13 protein-coding genes are annotated in these 17,024 nt (G+C 49.0%); all 13 read right to left on the bottom strand.

The window, feature by feature from the left end; genetic code table 11:
• Positions 1-54: 54 nt before the first annotated feature.
• On the bottom strand, positions 55-1,287 hold the full coding sequence (locus tag NOM72_RS04800) for a M16 family metallopeptidase (protein ID WP_023468674.1): 1,233 nt from the start codon (positions 1,285-1,287) through the stop codon (positions 55-57).
• 74 nt (positions 1,288-1,361) lie between these two features.
• A complete protein-coding gene (pnp, locus tag NOM72_RS04795; RefSeq protein ID WP_075642535.1) occupies positions 1,362-3,581 on the bottom strand; it encodes a polyribonucleotide nucleotidyltransferase in 2,220 nt (739 codons plus the stop codon).
• A 138-nt stretch (positions 3,582-3,719) separates the two neighbouring features.
• Positions 3,720-3,989 carry a 30S ribosomal protein S15 gene (gene rpsO / locus NOM72_RS04790; protein WP_023468676.1) on the bottom strand — a complete coding sequence of 90 codons (270 nt, stop codon included), beginning with the start codon at positions 3,987-3,989 and terminating at the stop codon, positions 3,720-3,722.
• Between the two features lie 123 nt (positions 3,990-4,112).
• Complete coding sequence (locus NOM72_RS04785; RefSeq protein ID WP_255997952.1) at positions 4,113-5,042, bottom strand: bifunctional riboflavin kinase/FAD synthetase; 930 nt, start codon at positions 5,040-5,042, stop codon at positions 4,113-4,115.
• 16 nt (positions 5,043-5,058) lie between these two features.
• The gene (truB, locus tag NOM72_RS04780) at positions 5,059-5,967 is read right to left on the bottom strand and encodes a tRNA pseudouridine(55) synthase TruB (protein ID WP_023468678.1); all 909 of its coding nucleotides are present in this window, start codon (positions 5,965-5,967) and stop codon (positions 5,059-5,061) included.
• 50 nt (positions 5,968-6,017) lie between these two features.
• Positions 6,018-6,359: a 30S ribosome-binding factor RbfA gene (rbfA, locus tag NOM72_RS04775; protein WP_023468679.1), complete on the bottom strand. Its 342-nt coding sequence runs from the start codon at positions 6,357-6,359 to the stop codon at positions 6,018-6,020.
• 39 nt (positions 6,360-6,398) lie between these two features.
• Positions 6,399-8,570 (bottom strand): translation initiation factor IF-2, encoded by a 2,172-nt coding sequence (gene infB, locus NOM72_RS04770; RefSeq protein WP_023468680.1) that lies wholly within the window; start codon positions 8,568-8,570, stop codon positions 6,399-6,401.
• Between the two features lie 15 nt (positions 8,571-8,585).
• Positions 8,586-8,888, bottom strand: a complete 303-nt coding sequence (locus NOM72_RS04765; protein WP_023468681.1) for a YlxQ family RNA-binding protein — start codon at positions 8,886-8,888, stop codon at positions 8,586-8,588.
• Positions 8,881-9,150: an RNase P modulator RnpM gene (gene rnpM, locus NOM72_RS04760; protein ID WP_023468682.1), complete on the bottom strand. Its 270-nt coding sequence runs from the start codon at positions 9,148-9,150 to the stop codon at positions 8,881-8,883. Before rnpM ends, NOM72_RS04765 begins: the two co-directional genes overlap by 8 nt.
• Positions 9,151-9,153: 3 nt before the next feature.
• The gene (gene nusA / locus NOM72_RS04755) at positions 9,154-10,263 is read right to left on the bottom strand and encodes a transcription termination factor NusA (RefSeq protein WP_023468683.1); all 1,110 of its coding nucleotides are present in this window, start codon (positions 10,261-10,263) and stop codon (positions 9,154-9,156) included.
• Positions 10,264-10,280: 17 nt separating this feature from the next.
• Positions 10,281-10,748, bottom strand: coding sequence for a ribosome maturation factor RimP (gene rimP, locus NOM72_RS04750; RefSeq protein ID WP_023468684.1), 468 nt, complete (start codon positions 10,746-10,748; stop codon positions 10,281-10,283).
• A 129-nt stretch (positions 10,749-10,877) separates the two neighbouring features.
• Complete coding sequence (locus NOM72_RS04745; RefSeq protein ID WP_200934663.1) at positions 10,878-15,149, bottom strand: PolC-type DNA polymerase III; 4,272 nt, start codon at positions 15,147-15,149, stop codon at positions 10,878-10,880.
• A 147-nt stretch (positions 15,150-15,296) separates the two neighbouring features.
• Positions 15,297-16,997 carry a proline--tRNA ligase gene (locus NOM72_RS04740; protein ID WP_023468686.1) on the bottom strand — a complete coding sequence of 567 codons (1,701 nt, stop codon included), beginning with the start codon at positions 16,995-16,997 and terminating at the stop codon, positions 15,297-15,299.
• Positions 16,998-17,024: the final 27 nt, after the last annotated feature.

Raw genomic sequence — 17,024 nt, 5'->3', positions numbered from 1 at the left:
TTCCTTCTTTCTCGACATCGTCATTTCATATGTTTCATCTATTCCGTTCTGCTATCATGCTTCCTCTTCTTCGTCTGCCGGAAGAATATAGGCCTTTGCCGGTTCCTCCGAAAAGATGTGCTCAATCAGCCCTTCGATATCCGATGGACGAATCCGTTCGACATCCGCTAACACTTCTTCAAGTGATGGATGGCGATGTAGATGCAACTCATTTCGGGCGTTTCGATTCATGTGACTCGATGTGCCTTCGTTGCCTAGAATCAGAGAACCTTTCAGCTGTTCAATCCCATCTTCGAGTTCCTTCGTCGATAATCCATCCCGCTTCAAGCGATCGATTTCAGCAGCGAGGACCTGTTCGACCTCTTCGACCGATTCCGGAGACGTGCCGACATAGATCGTGAACGTTCCATGATCGTCAAACGTCGTGTAATAGGAAAAGACTGAATAGGCAAGACCGCGTTCCTCTCGGATGGATTGGAACAAGCGACTCGACATCGTCGCACCGAATGCATTATTGAGTAAGGCGAGGGCAGGCAAACGTGGGTCAGCAGAAGGAATCGCACGGAAATTATAACAAATATGAGCCTGCTCCGTATCCTTTTCCTTACGAATCACACCATTTTGTAACCTTGGCTCTGTCGTCTCGCGTGTCTTCGATCGTGATTCGAGAATCGACATCCGCTCTTGAATCTGCGCAATCAACTCGTCTGAGACGTTTCCGGCAACGGAAATGACGATTTGATCCGGAGCATACGCTTCTTCGAGATATCGTCCGATCATCGCACGATCAATCCGAAGCACACTCTCTTCCGTTCCAAGAATCGGTCGAGCCATGACATCTTCTCCGTAAGCCGCAACAGCTAATAACTCATGGACGAGATCATCCGGTGTGTCATCGTACATCTTGATCTCTTCAATGACGACCTTTTTCTCTTTTTCCAGTTCATCCGCGTCAAACGTCGATTCAAGGAACATGTCCGCCAATACGTGAAAGGCTTCGCCTGCATGTTCATCTAGTGTCTTGACGTAATAACACGTTTGATCCTTACTCGTGAACGCATTAATATTTCCACCAAGTCGGTCAAAGTAAACCGCAATCTCTTTTGCCGTATGGCGTTTTGTTCCTTTAAACATCATATGCTCGATGAGATGACTGATACCATGCTCCTCGATCTGTTCCGTCCGACTTCCTGCTTGAATGAAGATTCCGGTCGCGACGCTGCGTGCTTCCGGCATCCGTTCAACGATCAGTCGAACTCCGTTTTCTAATTGTATCCGTTCGATCATAGTAATTCCTCCAAATATAGGAAACAAGGTGGCTCTCGTTGCATTCTCTGCACCGTCGAGCCACCTTGGATTCATTAGTTACGACGTGGTGGACGTTGTCCGTCACGTGGTGGGCGTGAACCCTGATCCCGACGTGGCGGGCGGTTCTCACGCTCTGTCTTTTTCTTTTCTTCGTATGCAGCACGATCTTCTTCACTTAAGCCTTCGACGAGCAGGACTTTGTGTGAAGCGTTGACGCGTCCTTTGTCATCGATTTCCGTGACACGGACTTTTAGCTTATCTCCAAGTTTGACGACATCTTCCGTTTGACCGACACGGTTAAGTGCGAGTTCCGAAATGTGGACGAGTGCGTCTTTTCCTTTGAACAATTCGACGAATGCACCGAATTTCTCAACACGACGAACTGTTCCATCGAACTCTTCACCGACGACGACTTCACGGACGATATCTTCGACCAATTGACGGGCACGATCGATGCCGGCTTGATCCGTCGAAGCGATAAAGACGGTTCCGTCTTGATCGATGTCGATCTTGACGCCTGTCTCATCGATGATACCGTTGATGACTTTACCACCAGGTCCGATGACATCACGGATTTTATCTGGATTGATTTTGAGTGTGACGATTTTTGGTGCGTATTGTGACAATTCGACACGTGGTTCAGCGATGACCGTTTGCATATGCTCAAGAATGTGCAGACGACCAAGACGTGCTTGCTCGAGTGCTTCTTCGAGGATTTGACGCGTGATTCCGCCAATTTTCATATCCATTTGCAGAGCTGTGACACCTTCGTGAGTTCCAGCGACTTTAAAGTCCATATCTCCGAGATGATCTTCCATCCCTTGGATATCCGTCAAGATCGAGTAATTGTCGCCTTCCATGATCAAGCCCATCGCAATACCAGCGACAGGTGCTTTAAGTGGAACACCAGCATCCATCATGGCAAGAATCGAACCACAGATTGAAGCCTGTGATGAAGAACCGTTCGACTCAAGGACTTCTGACACGAGACGAATCGTGTACGGGAAATCGACTTCATTCGGAAGAACTGGTAAGAGTGCGCGTTCTCCAAGTGCCCCGTGACCAATTTCACGACGACCTGGTGCACGCATCGGACGTGCTTCCCCGACTGAGAATGGCGGGAAGTTATAGTGGTGCATGAAACGCTTCTCTTCCTTCAGACCCAGTCCATCGATGATTTGAGCGTCACCCGCAACACCGAGTGTCGCAACAGACAAGACTTGTGTCTGACCGCGAGTGAACAAACCTGAACCGTGTGCACGTGGTAAGAGACCGACTTCTGAATCAAGTGGACGGATCTCAGCAAGACCACGACCATCTGGACGGATTTTATCTTCTGTGATCAGACGGCGGACTTCGTCTTTGACGAACTTGTTGAGAACGCCTGATACTTCTGCTAGTTGTTCTGCTGTGACTGACTCGTCAGCTGCATACAACTCGATGTATTTTGCGATGACTTCGTTGATGGCAACGTCACGTGCTTGTTTTTCTTCGACTTGAACTGCTTGTGTGACTTCTGCCAATGCTTCTGCTTTCAGGCGATTGACGATTGTCTCATCGAAGCTTGATACCGTGTAGTCAAACTTCTCTTTACCGACTTGTGCGACGATTTCTTCTTGGAACGCGATCATTTCCTTGATGACATCGTGTCCGAGCAAGATCGCTTCAAGCATTGCTTGTTCCGATACTTCCTTCGCACCTGCTTCAACCATGTTGACGGCATGTTTTGTCCCGGCAACTTGAAGGTCGATGTCGCTGACTTCCATTTGCGCTGAAGTCGGGTTCACGACGAACTCTCCGTCGACGCGACCGATTGTCACGCCTGCGATTGGACCGTCGAATGGAATATCCGAGATCGAAAGCGCAATCGAAGCTCCGATCATCGCAGCGACTTCTGGTGAATTGTCAGCATCTGACGAAAGAACCGTCGTCGCGACTTGAACGTCGTGACGGAAACCGTCCGGGAATAATGGACGGATCGGACGGTCGATCAGACGCGAAGTCAAGATCGCGCTCTCTCCAGGGCGTCCTTCACGTTTGAGGAATCCACCTGGGATTTTCCCTGCCGCATATAATTTTTCTTCATAGTTCACTGTTAATGGGAAGAAATCTAAGTCCTTCGGTTGTTTTGATGCAACGACCGTAGCAAGAACGGCTGTATCGCCGTAGCGAATCAATGCTGCTCCGTTCGCTTGTTTTGCTAATTGACCGATTTCAATCGTTAATGGACGTCCACCGAGTTCGGTCGAAAACGTCTGTTTTGTTTGTGACATGCACAAATCTCCTCTCACTGCTATCCGTTTTTTCATTCAAATCTAATTATGTAGGTTCTTGCGCAAAAAGTCCATGAATCGGCAAAAAAAAGAAACAGGAGACGATGCTCCTGCTTCCCTACCTCGTTCTCGTCGGGATTAGCGACGGAGACCAAGACGCTCGATCAACGAACGGTAACGTGCAACATCCTTGTTACGAAGGTATGTGAGCAAGTTACGGCGACGACCGACCATTTTCAAGAGACCACGACGTGAGTGGTGATCCTTTTTGTGTGTACGTAAGTGATCGTTCAAAGTTGTGATCTGTTCAGTTAAAACAGCAACTTGTACTTCCGGCGAACCAGTATCACCTTGTTTCGTAGCATATGCTTCGATGATTTCGTTTTTACGTTCTTTTGTGAGTGCCATTGTCACTCCACCTCCATCTTATGAATGACCGTATTCCCGAGCATCGGATGGTGAGACCAGATGCCAAGTGAATCGGCTGTACGTAATCGTACTGACCTATCATAACGAACCCTGTCCGTACTGTCAAACGCTTAATCGTGTATTTGCCTCTTCGCGGTCTCGTGCCAACTGTTCTTTCAATTGATCGATACCATTGAAGGCTTTTTCATCGCGTAAATAAGCAATCCATTCAAGCGTCAATTCTTGACCATAAAGATCCTCATCAAAGTCAAGAAGATGTGTCTCAATACTGACGTCTCCCGTCTCATAAAACGTCGGGCGTCTGCCGACGTTCGTCATCGCTTTGAATCGACGACCGTCCGCTAAGCGAACGAATGTCGCATACACACCAAGTTTCGGTATGACGTAGGCGAATTCTGGGCGCATGTTGGCTGTCGGGAAGCCAATTTGTCGACCGCGTGCGTCACCGTGAATGATCGTGCCTTTGATTTGGTAGGGTTCTCCGAGTAAACGTGCAGCCGGTTCGACTTCTCCTGCAGCAAGTAAACGACGAATCCGGGTTGAGCTGATTTTTTCTGCTTCTTCTTGGAACTCTGCTACAACGGTGTGCGTGAACGTGCCACGACTATGAAAATCAAGCGTCGTCATTTTGCCAGCTCCGAAGCGACCATAGGAATAATCAAATCCAGCGACGACATGCTCTGCACCGGACGCAATCAGATATTCATCGACGAAAGCTTGCGGTGACAATTCCGAGAAAGGAATCGTGAACTCAATGACGTAAACACGATCGACACCAAGGCGTTCGATTTTCTCTAATTTACGTTCAAGCGGCGTGATGTAGCGGACCGGTTCATCTCCTTTACCAAGTACTTGTTTCGGATGTGGATCAAAGGTCATGACAGCCAAAGGCAGGCGACGAGCCTCCGCTTCTTTCCGTGCTGCTGCGATGACTTGCTGATGTCCGAGATGTACACCGTCAAAAAAGCCAAGTGCGATGACAGCAGGGGCTTTTTGAGGCTGTTTCGGATATGTCAAATGTATGATGTCCATGATGCTCTCTCCGATCTTAATCGATTTGTAGCATGACCTCGACGCGTGCTACCTGTTCTTCTGGAAGACGTCGATATAGCGCTAAAGGTACGTCCTCTTCATTATAGACAGTAAACAGCTCGAATTCGACTGGAATGCTTGTCAGCTTTGCTCCGTTCAAGACACGTTGCGCTGTTGCTGCATCAACCGTCAATCGTGGCCATTTTTGGATGACGTGTTCGATCGGAAGGACGTGTTGCATCCGCTCTTCGACTGTCTCATACGATTCGAGTGTCTCGAGTGTGACGGTGTCCGTCTCAGCAATCGCACCAGAACCTGTCCGGCGTAAGTCGCTCATGTGTGCCGCATAACCGAGTCGTTCTCCGATTTCGACTGCTAGTGTCCGGATATAGGTCCCTTTTCCACATGCGATATCAAGGCGGAAGCGACAAAGACCATCTTCGAACACAAGGTCCGATGTCCGTTCCAATCGATCGATACGGACGATCCGTGTCGGTCGCTCGACTTCAATCCCTTTTCGTGCATATTCGTATAGTTTCTTCCCGTTCACTTTGACTGCTGAATAATACGGTGGCGTCTGTTCGATCTCTCCTGTCAAGGCGCTCAGAATATCAGCGATCGCCTCTTCAGTAATACTTTCGGGTTCGACCGGTGTTTCACGAACGATCTCTCCGTGTGCATCTTCTGTCGTCGTTGCAAAACCGATCGTCACTTCCGCCGCGTAACGTTTTCCTTCATCCGTGATGAAACGGGCAAGTTTCGTCGCTCGACCGAGACAAATCGGTAAGACACCTGTTACTTCTGGGTCAAGCGTCCCTGTATGTCCGACTTTTTTCGTCTGAAACAAGCGACGTAGACGAAAGACACAATCATGACTCGTCATGCCGGCTGGTTTATCTAGTGGTAATACTCCGATGGGTTCCACGTGATGTCCTCCTTGAAAAAAGGCAACCACACGCGTGGTTGCCTTAGGTGTTAATCTTTGTTCAAATTCCGAAGCAACTCATCAATGCGTGATCCGTATTCGACAGAAGAATCGACCTCGAACAATAGTTCAGGTGTTTTCCGCAGACGAATCCGCGATCCGATTTCCTTACGCATGAAGCCTTTTGATTTTTCAAGACCGATGCGCGCATCCTCACGTGCTTTTTCGTCACCGAGGACTGAATAGAAGATCGTCGCTTGTTGCAAGTCTCCTGTCACTTCGACACCTGTGACGGTAATCGGCTTGACGCGTGGATCCTTGACATCCTTGATGAGCAGTTGCGTAATTTCCTTACGCACCTGTTCGGCGACACGATTCGAGCGTAAACTCATGTTTGTTCCCTCCAGTTCGGAAGAATGGATTCCGTTCTGTTACTTCCGTTTGACTTCTTCCATGATGAACGCTTCGATGACATCATCGACTTTTACGTCATCATAACGTTCGATCTTAATACCACACTCGTAACCAGCAGCGACTTCTTTGACATCATCTTTGAAGCGGCGAAGTGTATCGAGTTTTCCTTCGTAGATGACAATGCTGTCACGAACGACACGGACACCTGCATCACGCGTTAACTTACCTTCCGTGACATATCCACCCGCGATCGTACCAACTTTCGATACTTTGATGACATCGCGGACTTCAGCTTGACCGATGATTTTCTCGACGAATTCAGGATCAAGGAGACCTTTCATCGCTTGCTCGATTTCTTCAATCGCGTTATAGATGATCCGGTGAAGACGAATTTCAACCTTCTCCTGATCCGCCATTGATTTCGCGTTACCATCCGGACGAACGTTGAATCCGATGATGATCGCATTTGCTGCCGAGGCGAGGATGACGTCACCTTCCGTGATCGCACCAACACCTGAGTGTACGATGTTAATTTTAACACCTTCGACATCAATTTTCTTCAATGAACCGGCTAAGGCTTCAACTGAACCTTGGACATCACCTTTGATGATGATGTTGAGGTCCTTGACTTCGCCTTCTTTGATGCGGTCGAAGAGATCTTCTAAGCTAACTTTCGCTGAATCGCGACGTTGTGCTTCGATTTCACGTTGGTAACGTGCTTCACCGATTTGGCGTGCTTTTTTCTCATCTTCGAATGCGAAGAATTGATCGCCCGCTTTCGGGACATCGTTTAGACCTGTGATTTCGATTGGCGTCGATGGTCCGACTTCTTTGACACGACGACCGATATCGTTGACCATTGCCCGGATACGACCGAACGTGTGACCGACAACGATCGGGTCACCAACGCGAAGTGTTCCGTGTTGAACGAGAAGTGTAGCGACTGGACCGCGTCCTTTATCGAGTTTCGCCTCGATGACTGTTCCGCGACCGTTCATGTCTGGTGTTGATTTGTATTCTTGAACTTCTGAGACGAGAAGGATCATCTCGAGCAATTCGTCGATGCCGTCTCCTTTAAGAGCTGAAACCGGTACGAAGATCGTATCGCCGCCCCAGTCCTCTGCAACGAGTTCGAACTCTGTCAATTCTTGTTTGACACGGTCAGGGTTCGCACCCTCTTTATCCATCTTGTTGACAGCGACGATGATTGGAACGCCAGCTGCTTTCGCGTGGCTGATCGCTTCTTCCGTCTGCGGCATGACACCGTCATCGGCTGCAACGACGATGATCGCGATATCCGTGACATCTGCTCCACGTGCACGCATCGTCGTGAACGCCGCGTGACCTGGTGTATCAAGGAACGTGATCTTCTTGCCGTCAATCTCAACTTGGTAAGCACCGATGTGCTGCGTGATCCCGCCGGCTTCGCCTGCAGTGACCTTCGTGTTACGGATCGAATCGAGCAATGTCGTTTTACCGTGGTCGACGTGTCCCATGATCGTAACGACCGGTGGACGTTCAGACAATTCGTACTGGTCAAGGTTCAATTCGTATTGATCAAAGTCCGTCTCATCGACTTGGACAGTCTTTTCGACTTCAAAACCAAACTCTGTCGCGAGCAGTTCGACTGTCTCGTCATCAAGATCTTGGTTGATCGTCGCCATGACACCGAGACCCATCAATTTCATGATCAGTTCATTCGGTTTTTTCGCCATTTTTTCAGCGAGTTCACCGACTGTCAAGTTGTCAGAGTATTGAACGACGTTTGCCATCGCCTCTTCTTGCGCTCGGCGAGCTGCTTTCCGTTGACTCGACTTCGAGTTCGGATCCGCTACTTCAAGTTTGCGTGGTTCTGCTTTCTTTTGGTTCGGACGACGTTTGCCCCCACGGTTGTTACGGTTGCCGAATTCTGGGCGTCCGCCTTTGCTGTTACGTGATTGGTTACCTGCTGGTTTGTTTGTACTTCCTGGTCGGTTCGGTTTATTATCTGATTTCACTTGTTTTGGAGCCTCCGTCTTTTGAGCCCGATATTTTTCGGGATTAAATACTTGATCGAGTTGCTGTACTGTCTGTTCATCTAATACTGCCATATGATTCTTGACTGGTTTCTCCAGCTTTTCGAGCTGGGTGATGACCTGCTTACTTGTTACGTTTTGTTCCTTGGCGAATTCGTATACACGCTTACCCAAAGGATCCACCTCCAATTAGTCGTTCGAGAGGAGTTCAGTTAGCTTTTTCGCAAATCCGGCTTCATTGACTGACACGACAACACGCGCATCCTTTCCTAATGCTTGACCGAGAATCGTCCGGTCGGCGACTTCTAGGTAAGGAACCTGATAACTCGTACATTTATCTGTGACTTTCTTACGCGTGGCAGCCCCCGCATCTGCTGCTAAAAGAACAAGCTTCGCTTGTCCTCCTCGTACTTCTTTCAGTACGAGTTCTTCTCCCGTCGTCACTTTTCTAGCTCGATTCGCGAGACCGAGAAGGGATTCCCATTTACTCATTTGTACCTCCCGCGATTTCAAGCAATTCATCGTATAAGGCATCTGTCGTCTTGACCTTCAAATGATGATCAAGCGTCCGTTTTTTCTTCGCCGTCGCAATGACTGCCGCATCTTTCGATAAATAGGCACCTCGCCCATTCATCTTACCATTTAAATCGATGACGACCTCTTGTTCAGGTGTCCGGACGACGCGAATTAATTCTTTTTTCGGTTTCATTTCTTGTGTGATGACACACTTACGTAATGGTACCTTTTTTTGCACGAATTATTCCTCGCCTTCGACTTGGACCGCTTCTACTGCCGGCTCTTCCGTCGCGAAGACATCTTCGAGATCCATTGCTTCCGCTTCAGACTCGCTCTTGATGTCGATTTTCCATCCTGTCAATTTCGCTGCGAGACGCGCGTTTTGACCACGTTTCCCGATGGCAAGCGACAATTGGAAATCTGGAACGACGACGATTGTCGCTTTCGCTGGTTCGTTGACATAGACCGCAACGACTTGAGCTGGGCTGAGTGCATTCGCAACATATTCTTTCGGATCATCCGAGTAACGGACGATATCGATTTTTTCCCCGTTCAAATCATTGACGATGCGTTGAACACGTGCCCCTTTTTGCCCGACACATGCACCGACTGGATCGATGTCATCCGCCGCGACTGCGATTTTCGAACGGTCGCCCGCTTCACGCGCCACAGACTTGACTTCGACTTCGCCACTTGAAATCTCTGGTACTTCGATTTCAAAGAGACGTTTTAAGAGACCTGGATGTGTCCGTGACACAAGAATCGATGCCCCTGATCCTTTGACCATTGGATCAACTTTCGTGACGTACACCTTGATGCGATCACGAATCCCGAAACGCTCGTTCGGCATTTGCTCGTGTGTCGTCAAGACAGCTTCGATACCTTCTAGGTTGACGTACAAGTTGCGTGCATCTTGACGCTCGACGATACCTGTCATGATCTCATCTTCACGATCCGCGAAGTGATTGTAGATGCGTTCGCGTTCTGCTTCACGCATTTTTTGTGTGACGATCTGTTTCGCCGTTTGTGCTGCAACACGACCGAAGTCGCCTGGCGTCACTTCGACTTTATGGAAATCGCCGAGTTCATATGTCGGATCGATCTCGTGCGCTTCTTCAAGCGAAAGTTGCTCTTCTGGTTGTGTCAATCGTTCGACGACTTCCTTAAGCGCGAAGACACGGATGTCTCCTGTCTGCTGGTCGAATTCGACCTTTACAGCCTCCGATTCTTTTCCGAAGTTGCGTCGGTACGCTGAAATCAATGCCTGTTCGAGCGCATCGATGATGATGTTCTTGTCAATTTCCTTCTCTTTCGCGATTTGATTGATCGCCTCGAGTAACTGTGGTCCCATCGTTCTCTTCCTTTCCGTCAGAACATTACCGCAAGTCGCGCAAGTGAAATCTTGTCGACCGGTATCTCAATTTTCAATTTTCTTGTTTTGACACGCACTTCGATTTCAAGCATCTCAGGTGTGTACGCGAGCAACGTTCCTTCGAATTCAACCGCATTCTTTACTGGATCGTGCGTTTTGATGTACACATGTTTCCCAATCGCCTTTTCGAAGTCCTCGTCTTTCTTCAGTGGACGTTCCGCTCCTGGACTAGCGACGTCGAGGTAATACGGCTCGTCGATCGGATCATTGTCATTCAATGCTTCCGATAACTGTTCATTGATTTTGACGCAGTCTTCAAGATCCACGCCACCCTCTTTGTCGATGGAGACACGTAGGAACCAATCCGCCCCTTCTTTGACGAATTCAACGTCGACTAGCTCCATCCCCTCTCGTTCGACGATTGGTTTTGCGAGCGCTTCGACCTTTTCCGTTACGTTCGTCATCTTCATCCTCCTTCAAAAAACAAACAAGAAAGGAGCAGGTCCCCCTACTCCTTCCAAGTCGTAGTATAAAAAACATTTCCTCACTCAATATAGCATAGGAAAGCGCTCAAAGCAAGTGTTCCTAAGGGCTTACAAGTCGAACAAGGAGAGCTGATTCTCGTCCGGTAACCCTTCGAGACAGCCTAGGTTATCGAGCGTCTCAATGATCGATTTCGATAACTTAGCGCGTTTTTGGAGGTCTTCCTTCGAGAGGAATTCGCCGCCTTTACGTGCTTCGACGATCTGCTTCGCTGCATTCGTCCCGAGACCTGTCACGGCATTAAACGGTGGTAACAACGTATCTCCGTCAATGAGGAATTCCGTTGCACTTGAGCGGTAGAGATCGACCTTTTGGAACGTAAAGCCACGTTCGATCATCTCAAGCGCGATTTCAAGAACCGTATACAGCCCTTTATCCTTCGCCGTCGCTTCAAATCCTTTATCCTTGATGTCTTGCAAGACTTTCCGAACGGCAGCAGAGCCTTTATTCATCGCACCGATATCAAAGTCACCCGCACGAACCGTAAAGTACGAAGCGTAGTAATACATCGGATGGTGGACCTTATAGTAAGCAATCCGGACAGCCATCAAGACGTAGGCGGCAGCATGGGCTTTCGGGAACATGTACTTGATTTTCTTACAAGAATCGATATACCAGAGAGGTACATCGTTCTCGATCATCGCCTCTTCCATGTCAATCGAGAGTCCTTTCCCTTTTCGGACCGACTCCATGATTTTAAAGGCAAGCGACGGTTCAAGACCGGCGTAGATCAAGTAGACCATGATGTCATCTCGACAACCGATGACGTCTTTTAGTTCACACGTTCCGTTGTAGATCAATTCGCTGGCGTTTCCGAGCCAGACATCCGTTCCGTGCGAGAGTCCTGAAATCTGAACGAGCTCTGAGAACGTCGTCGGTTTCGTCTCTTCTAACATTTGGCGGACGAACTTTGTTCCAAACTCCGGAATGCCGAGCGTTCCTGTTTTTGAATCAATCTGTTCCGGCGTTACACCGATCGATTCCGTCGAACTGAAGATTTTCATGACTTCTGGGTCATCGACCGGAATCGTCTTCGGATCACGTCCTGACAGATCTTGTAGCATCCGGATCATTGTCGGGTCATCGTGACCGAGGATATCGAGTTTGAGTAAGTTATCGTGAATCGAGTGGAAGTCAAAGTGTGTCGTCTTCCATTCAGAACCCATATCGTCTGCCGGATACTGAATCGGACTAATATCGTAAATATCCATATAGTCCGGTACAACGATGATCCCACCCGGGTGTTGTCCGGTCGTCCGTTTGACACCGGTGACACCACTGACGAGACGATCGACTTCCGCATTCCGATACGTCAACTCATTCTCCGACTGATACCCTTTGACGTAGCCATACGCTGTCTTCTCAGCGATCGTACCGATCGTTCCGGCACGGTAGACGTAATCGTCACCGAACAGGACTTTCGTATAGGCATGGGCTTGTGGCTGGTATTCTCCACTGAAGTTCAAATCGATATCCGGTACTTTATCCCCTTTAAATCCGAGGAACGTCTCGAACGGAATATCATGACCATCCTTAAACAATGGGACATCACATTTCGAACAAGACTTATCCGGTAAATCGAATCCCGAACCGACGGAACCGTCATCGAAGAACTCCGATTCCTTACAATTCGGACAGACGTAATGCGGTGGCAATGGATTGACTTCCGTGATCTCGGTCATCGTCGCAACGAGACTTGATCCGACCGATCCTCGTGAACCGACCAAATAGCCGTCGTCGAGTGATTTTTTAACGAGTTTATGGGAAATCAGATAGATAACGGCGAATCCGTGACCGATGATCGACTTCAACTCTTTTTCGAGGCGGGCTTCGACGATCTCCGGTAACGTGTCGCCGTAAATCCGGTGCGCCATATCGTACGACAAGTTCCGTACTTCTTCATCTGCCCCTTCGATCTTCGGTGTATAGAGATCCTTTGGAATGATGTCGATGTTCTCGAACTGTTCCGCGACGGCTTGACTGTTCGTGATGACGAGACGTTCCGACACATCCGGTCCGAGGAACTTGAAGTCATCCATCATTTCCTTCGTCGTCCGGAAGTGTGCCGGTGGCAATTGTTTTCGCATATTCAGCATGTTTGCTCCACCTTGCGTCCGGATCAAGATCTCCCGGTACGTCGCGTCATGTTGATCGAGGTAATGCACGTTCCCTGTCGCGACTGGTAAGATATCATGTTCTTCCGCGACGCGGATGATCTTTTTGATCAGTTCGCGCAGTTCGAGTTCATTCTGAACGATTTCCCGTTCAATCAAATGACCATACATCGCGGGTGGCTGAATCTCGATGAAATCATAGAACTGCATCACTTTTGCTAAATCTTCGTCCGACTTGTTCAAGGCAGCATCAAACACCTCGCCATTATCGCAAGCTGATCCAATGATCAATCCATCCCGATGCGCGACGAGTTGCGAGCGTGGTGTGCGGACGACACGGTGCACGTGTTTCGTGTGAGCAATCGAAATCAATTGGTACAAATTCTTCAAGCCCGTCCGGTTCTTCGCATAGACCGTCGCGTGGTATGGTCGTGCCCGCGAGATATCTTTCCCCATCTCCCGGTTGAGTGAGGCGTGTGTCTTCATGTCGAACATCTCATCTGCCATTTGCAGCAATTTGACCATCAAATAGCCTGTCGCTTCCGCGTCATAGATGGCGCGGTGATGCTGCGTCAATTCGATGTCAAATCGTTTCGCGAGTGTGTTCAATCGGTGGTTTTTTAGCGTCGGCATCAAAACACGGGCTAGCTCAAGCGTATCAATGACTGGCAAGACCGATTCATCGTGTCCACCGGAACGGAGTGTCGCATTCAAGAATCCGATATCGAATGAGGCATTATGGGCAACGAGAATCGAGTCGCCGACCCAGTCCATGAATTCCTTGACGACTTGTTCCGGGTCTGGTTTTCCGCGGACCATATCATCGGTGATCCCTGTCAAATCAATCGTCGTCGCCGACAATAGATGCTTCGGATCCGCGAATGCTTCGAACTTATCGATGATATCACCGTCGTGGATCTTGACGGCTGCAAGTTCGATGATCTTGTTGTACATCGCCGATAGACCCGTCGTCTCGACGTCAAAGACGACGAATGTCGCGTCATCTAAGTTACGGTCCACGGGATGATAGGCGACTTGCACCCCGTCATCGACGACATTCGCTTCGATTCCATACAATACCTTGATATCGTTTTTCTTTCCGGCATAGTAGGCATCCGGGAAACTTTGGGCACCCGCGTGATCCGTGATCGCAACAGCAGGATGACCCCATTTCGCCGCTCGTTCAACGTATTTCGTCACGTTCATGACGGCGTCCATCTGGCTCATTTGCGAGTGCGCGTGTAACTCGACACGCTTCTCGCCTGCCCAAGGGTCAGCCGGTGCTTCCATCTTCACTTCTGACAGTTGGGCAATCATCATACAAAGATCGCGCAGGAATGTATCGAACTCAACGCGACCTGCCGCCTGGATCCACATCCCTTTTTTGATCGCAGAGAGAATCTTGACGTCTGTTTCGTCACGCGCAAACATCTTGACGACGAGGGAGTCCGTATAATCCGTCATCTTAAACGTAAAGATCGTCTTTCCACTTCGTAGTTCACGACTCTCTGCCGAGAAGACGAGACCACGAATCGCGATCCGTCGTTCCTCGTCTTGGATCGTCTTGATTGGGACAATCTCATCTTGAATCGGTTTTCCGATCCGGATCTCAACCGGTCCTTCATCGTCATCCCGCGATTGTTCCCGTTTGAATTGCAACTCGAGCATCCGCTTTGCTTCTTCCATGTCTTCCTGTTTCACCTGATTGCGCAACGCTTCTTGTTTCGATTCGTTAATTTGAACAATCGGTTCACAGTTGAATTTCGGGAATCCGTAAGCACTATAAAGTAACTGCAATTCCCCACATAAGCTACTTTTTAAGAATCCTGCTTCCGGTTCACTCCGGACTGGAATGAATAATTTCTGTTCTTTGAACTCCGGTAAGACACGTCCGAGTTGTGTCCGCATCGCCGATGAAACGTCGGCGAGATCTTGCACGACATATGGCCAGTAATCATGATACAGGCGTTCGTCTGGTCGACCATCCGCGTATAGGATGACCTTGACTTCGGCGAATTGCTGATACCGACTTATCAAACGACTCGTAAAGAGTTGATAGACGTTTTGGGGCAAAACGTGTGGCAAGCGGATTTCAAATGTCCAGGTTGCTTTTGCTTTATTGACGCGAAGCTTCTCAAGAACTGCTTCGTTAAAGTATTCTTCAATGATACCGTTCGGTAATTCCAAGTCACTCAGCAACAGTGACATGCGTTGTTGTGTATCCACTCGCAATTGTGCTGTCTGATCGCTTCACACCGTGACAGCAACTCCTCCTCCTCTTGCGGATTGCCCAAGGGGCGAATGGGTGTGAGACAAGAAAACAGTCACTTTATGAAAAGTGACCGTCTCCATTCTTTATTCTAAACCTTCATAGAGTGAACGAACAGCCTCAACGACTTGTTCTTGTCCAATTTCTTCTGCATCGCCACCGCGACGAGCTTTTAATTCGACGATTCCTTCTGCCGCTTTTTTGCCGACGTTCAAGCGAACCGGTAGACCAATCAAATCCGCATCGGCGAATTTGACGCCTGCTCGTTCTTTCCGGTCGTCAAGCAGGACGCTGAATCCTGCAGCTGTCAACTCCCGGTATAGTGTTTCTCCGAGTTCAAGCTGTTCTGCATTTTTACCATTGACGACAATCAAATGGACATCGTATGGTGCGATCGCTTTTGGCCAAATGATTCCGCGCTCATCATAATGTTGTTCGACGACTGCCGACAATGTCCGCGAGACACCGATGCCGTAACATCCCATGATGAGTGGTTGTGCTTTACCGCCTTCATCAAGGAACGTCGCTCCCATTCCTTCAGAGTAACGTGTTCCGAGTTTGAAGACTTGACCGACTTCGATGCCACGTGCGAATTTAACGTTTCCGTTGCCGTCTGGTGACGCGTCACCTTCTTCGACGAAGCGCAAGTCCGTATAGTCTGCTTCGAAATCACGGCTTGGATCGACATGGATATAATGTGTTTCCGCTTTGTTTGCACCACAGACAGCGTTCGTCAAGGCACGTACCGCGTAATCGGCGACGATCTTCATGTCTGCCCCGATCGGTCCGAGTGTTCCAGGCGTTGAGTGCAGCGCTGCTTCAATCTCTTCGTCGCTCGCCATCGTGATGTCGAGTGCGCCCAGATAGTTTTTCAATTTGATATCGTTGACTTCGTGATCGCCTCGGACGAGTGCCATGACAAGCCCTTGTTCCGTCTTGAAGATGACGGTCTTGATCGATTCATTTGCTGGTAAGTTCAGATGTGCACTGACCGCTTCGATCGTCTTCGCATCTGCTGTATGCACTTCTTCAAGTGCTTCTGGTGCTTTGTCTTGCTTCGGATAGGCATCGATCGACTCTGCCATCTCTAAGTTCGCTGCATAATCCGATTGGTCCGAGTAGACGATCGTATCTTCACCGATTGCTGCTAACGCATGGAACTCATGTGTTCCACTACCACCGATTGCACCCGAGTCAGCGACGACTGGACGGAACTCAAGACCCACACGTGAGAAAATCCGCGAATACGTATCAAACATGTTTTGATACTCTTCGTCTAAGCTCTCTTGTGACGAATGGAACGAGTATGCATCTTTCATGATGAACTCACGACCACGTAATAAACCGAAACGTGGGCGACGTTCGTCACGGTATTTCATTTGAATCTGGAAGAGATTGACCGGTAACTTTTTGTACGAGTTCAATTCATCACGAACGATTGAAGTGATCAGTTCCTCGTGCGTCGCTCCGAGCGCGAACCGGCGATCATGACGATCCGTCAAGCGCATTAATTCAGGTCCATAGATATCCCAGCGTCCTGTTTCTTCCCATAGTTCAGCTGGTTGAATCGCTGGCATCAGTAATTCTTGCGCACCCGCTGCCTCTAATTCCTCGCGAATGATTGTCTCGATGTTTGCGAGAACGCGTTTTGCGAGTGGGAGATACGAATAGATTCCAGCGGCATTTTGACGCATGAATCCTGCACGAAGCAAGAGTTGGTGACTGATGGCTTCTGCATCAGATGGTACTTCACGCAACGTTGGCATGAATAGTTTTGATTGTTTCATAATGAGTCACGAACTCCTTTGACTGAG

Origin of the sequence: Exiguobacterium sp. LL15, from assembly GCF_024436095.1 — a bacterium.
Classification (GTDB): domain Bacteria; phylum Bacillota; class Bacilli; order Exiguobacteriales; family Exiguobacteriaceae; genus Exiguobacterium_A; species Exiguobacterium_A indicum.
Note: the sequence above shows the minus strand (reverse complement) of the source record. Positions and strands in the feature narration are given on the sequence as shown.

Bases quoted from the DNA above. Each gene is read 5' to 3' on its own strand.
- NOM72_RS04800 (WP_023468674.1), bottom strand. From the start codon at position 1,287: ATGATCGAACGGATACAATTAGAAAACGGAGTTCGACTGATCGTTGAA.
- nusA (WP_023468683.1), bottom strand. From the start codon at position 10,263: ATGGGACCACAGTTACTCGAGGCGATCAATCAAATCGCGAAAGAGAAG.
- rimP (WP_023468684.1), bottom strand. From the start codon at position 10,748: ATGACGAACGTAACGGAAAAGGTCGAAGCGCTCGCAAAACCAATCGTC.
- NOM72_RS04745 (WP_200934663.1), bottom strand. From the start codon at position 15,149: ATGTCACTGTTGCTGAGTGACTTGGAATTACCGAACGGTATCATTGAA.
- rbfA (WP_023468679.1), bottom strand. From the start codon at position 6,359: ATGAGTTTACGCTCGAATCGTGTCGCCGAACAGGTGCGTAAGGAAATT.
- NOM72_RS04740 (WP_023468686.1), bottom strand. From the start codon at position 16,997: ATGAAACAATCAAAACTATTCATGCCAACGTTGCGTGAAGTACCATCT.
- rpsO (WP_023468676.1), bottom strand. From the start codon at position 3,989: ATGGCACTCACAAAAGAACGTAAAAACGAAATCATCGAAGCATATGCT.
- NOM72_RS04785 (WP_255997952.1), bottom strand. From the start codon at position 5,042: ATGGACATCATACATTTGACATATCCGAAACAGCCTCAAAAAGCCCCT.
- NOM72_RS04765 (WP_023468681.1), bottom strand. From the start codon at position 8,888: ATGAGTAAATGGGAATCCCTTCTCGGTCTCGCGAATCGAGCTAGAAAA.
- pnp (WP_075642535.1), bottom strand. From the start codon at position 3,581: ATGTCACAAACAAAACAGACGTTTTCGACCGAACTCGGTGGACGTCCA.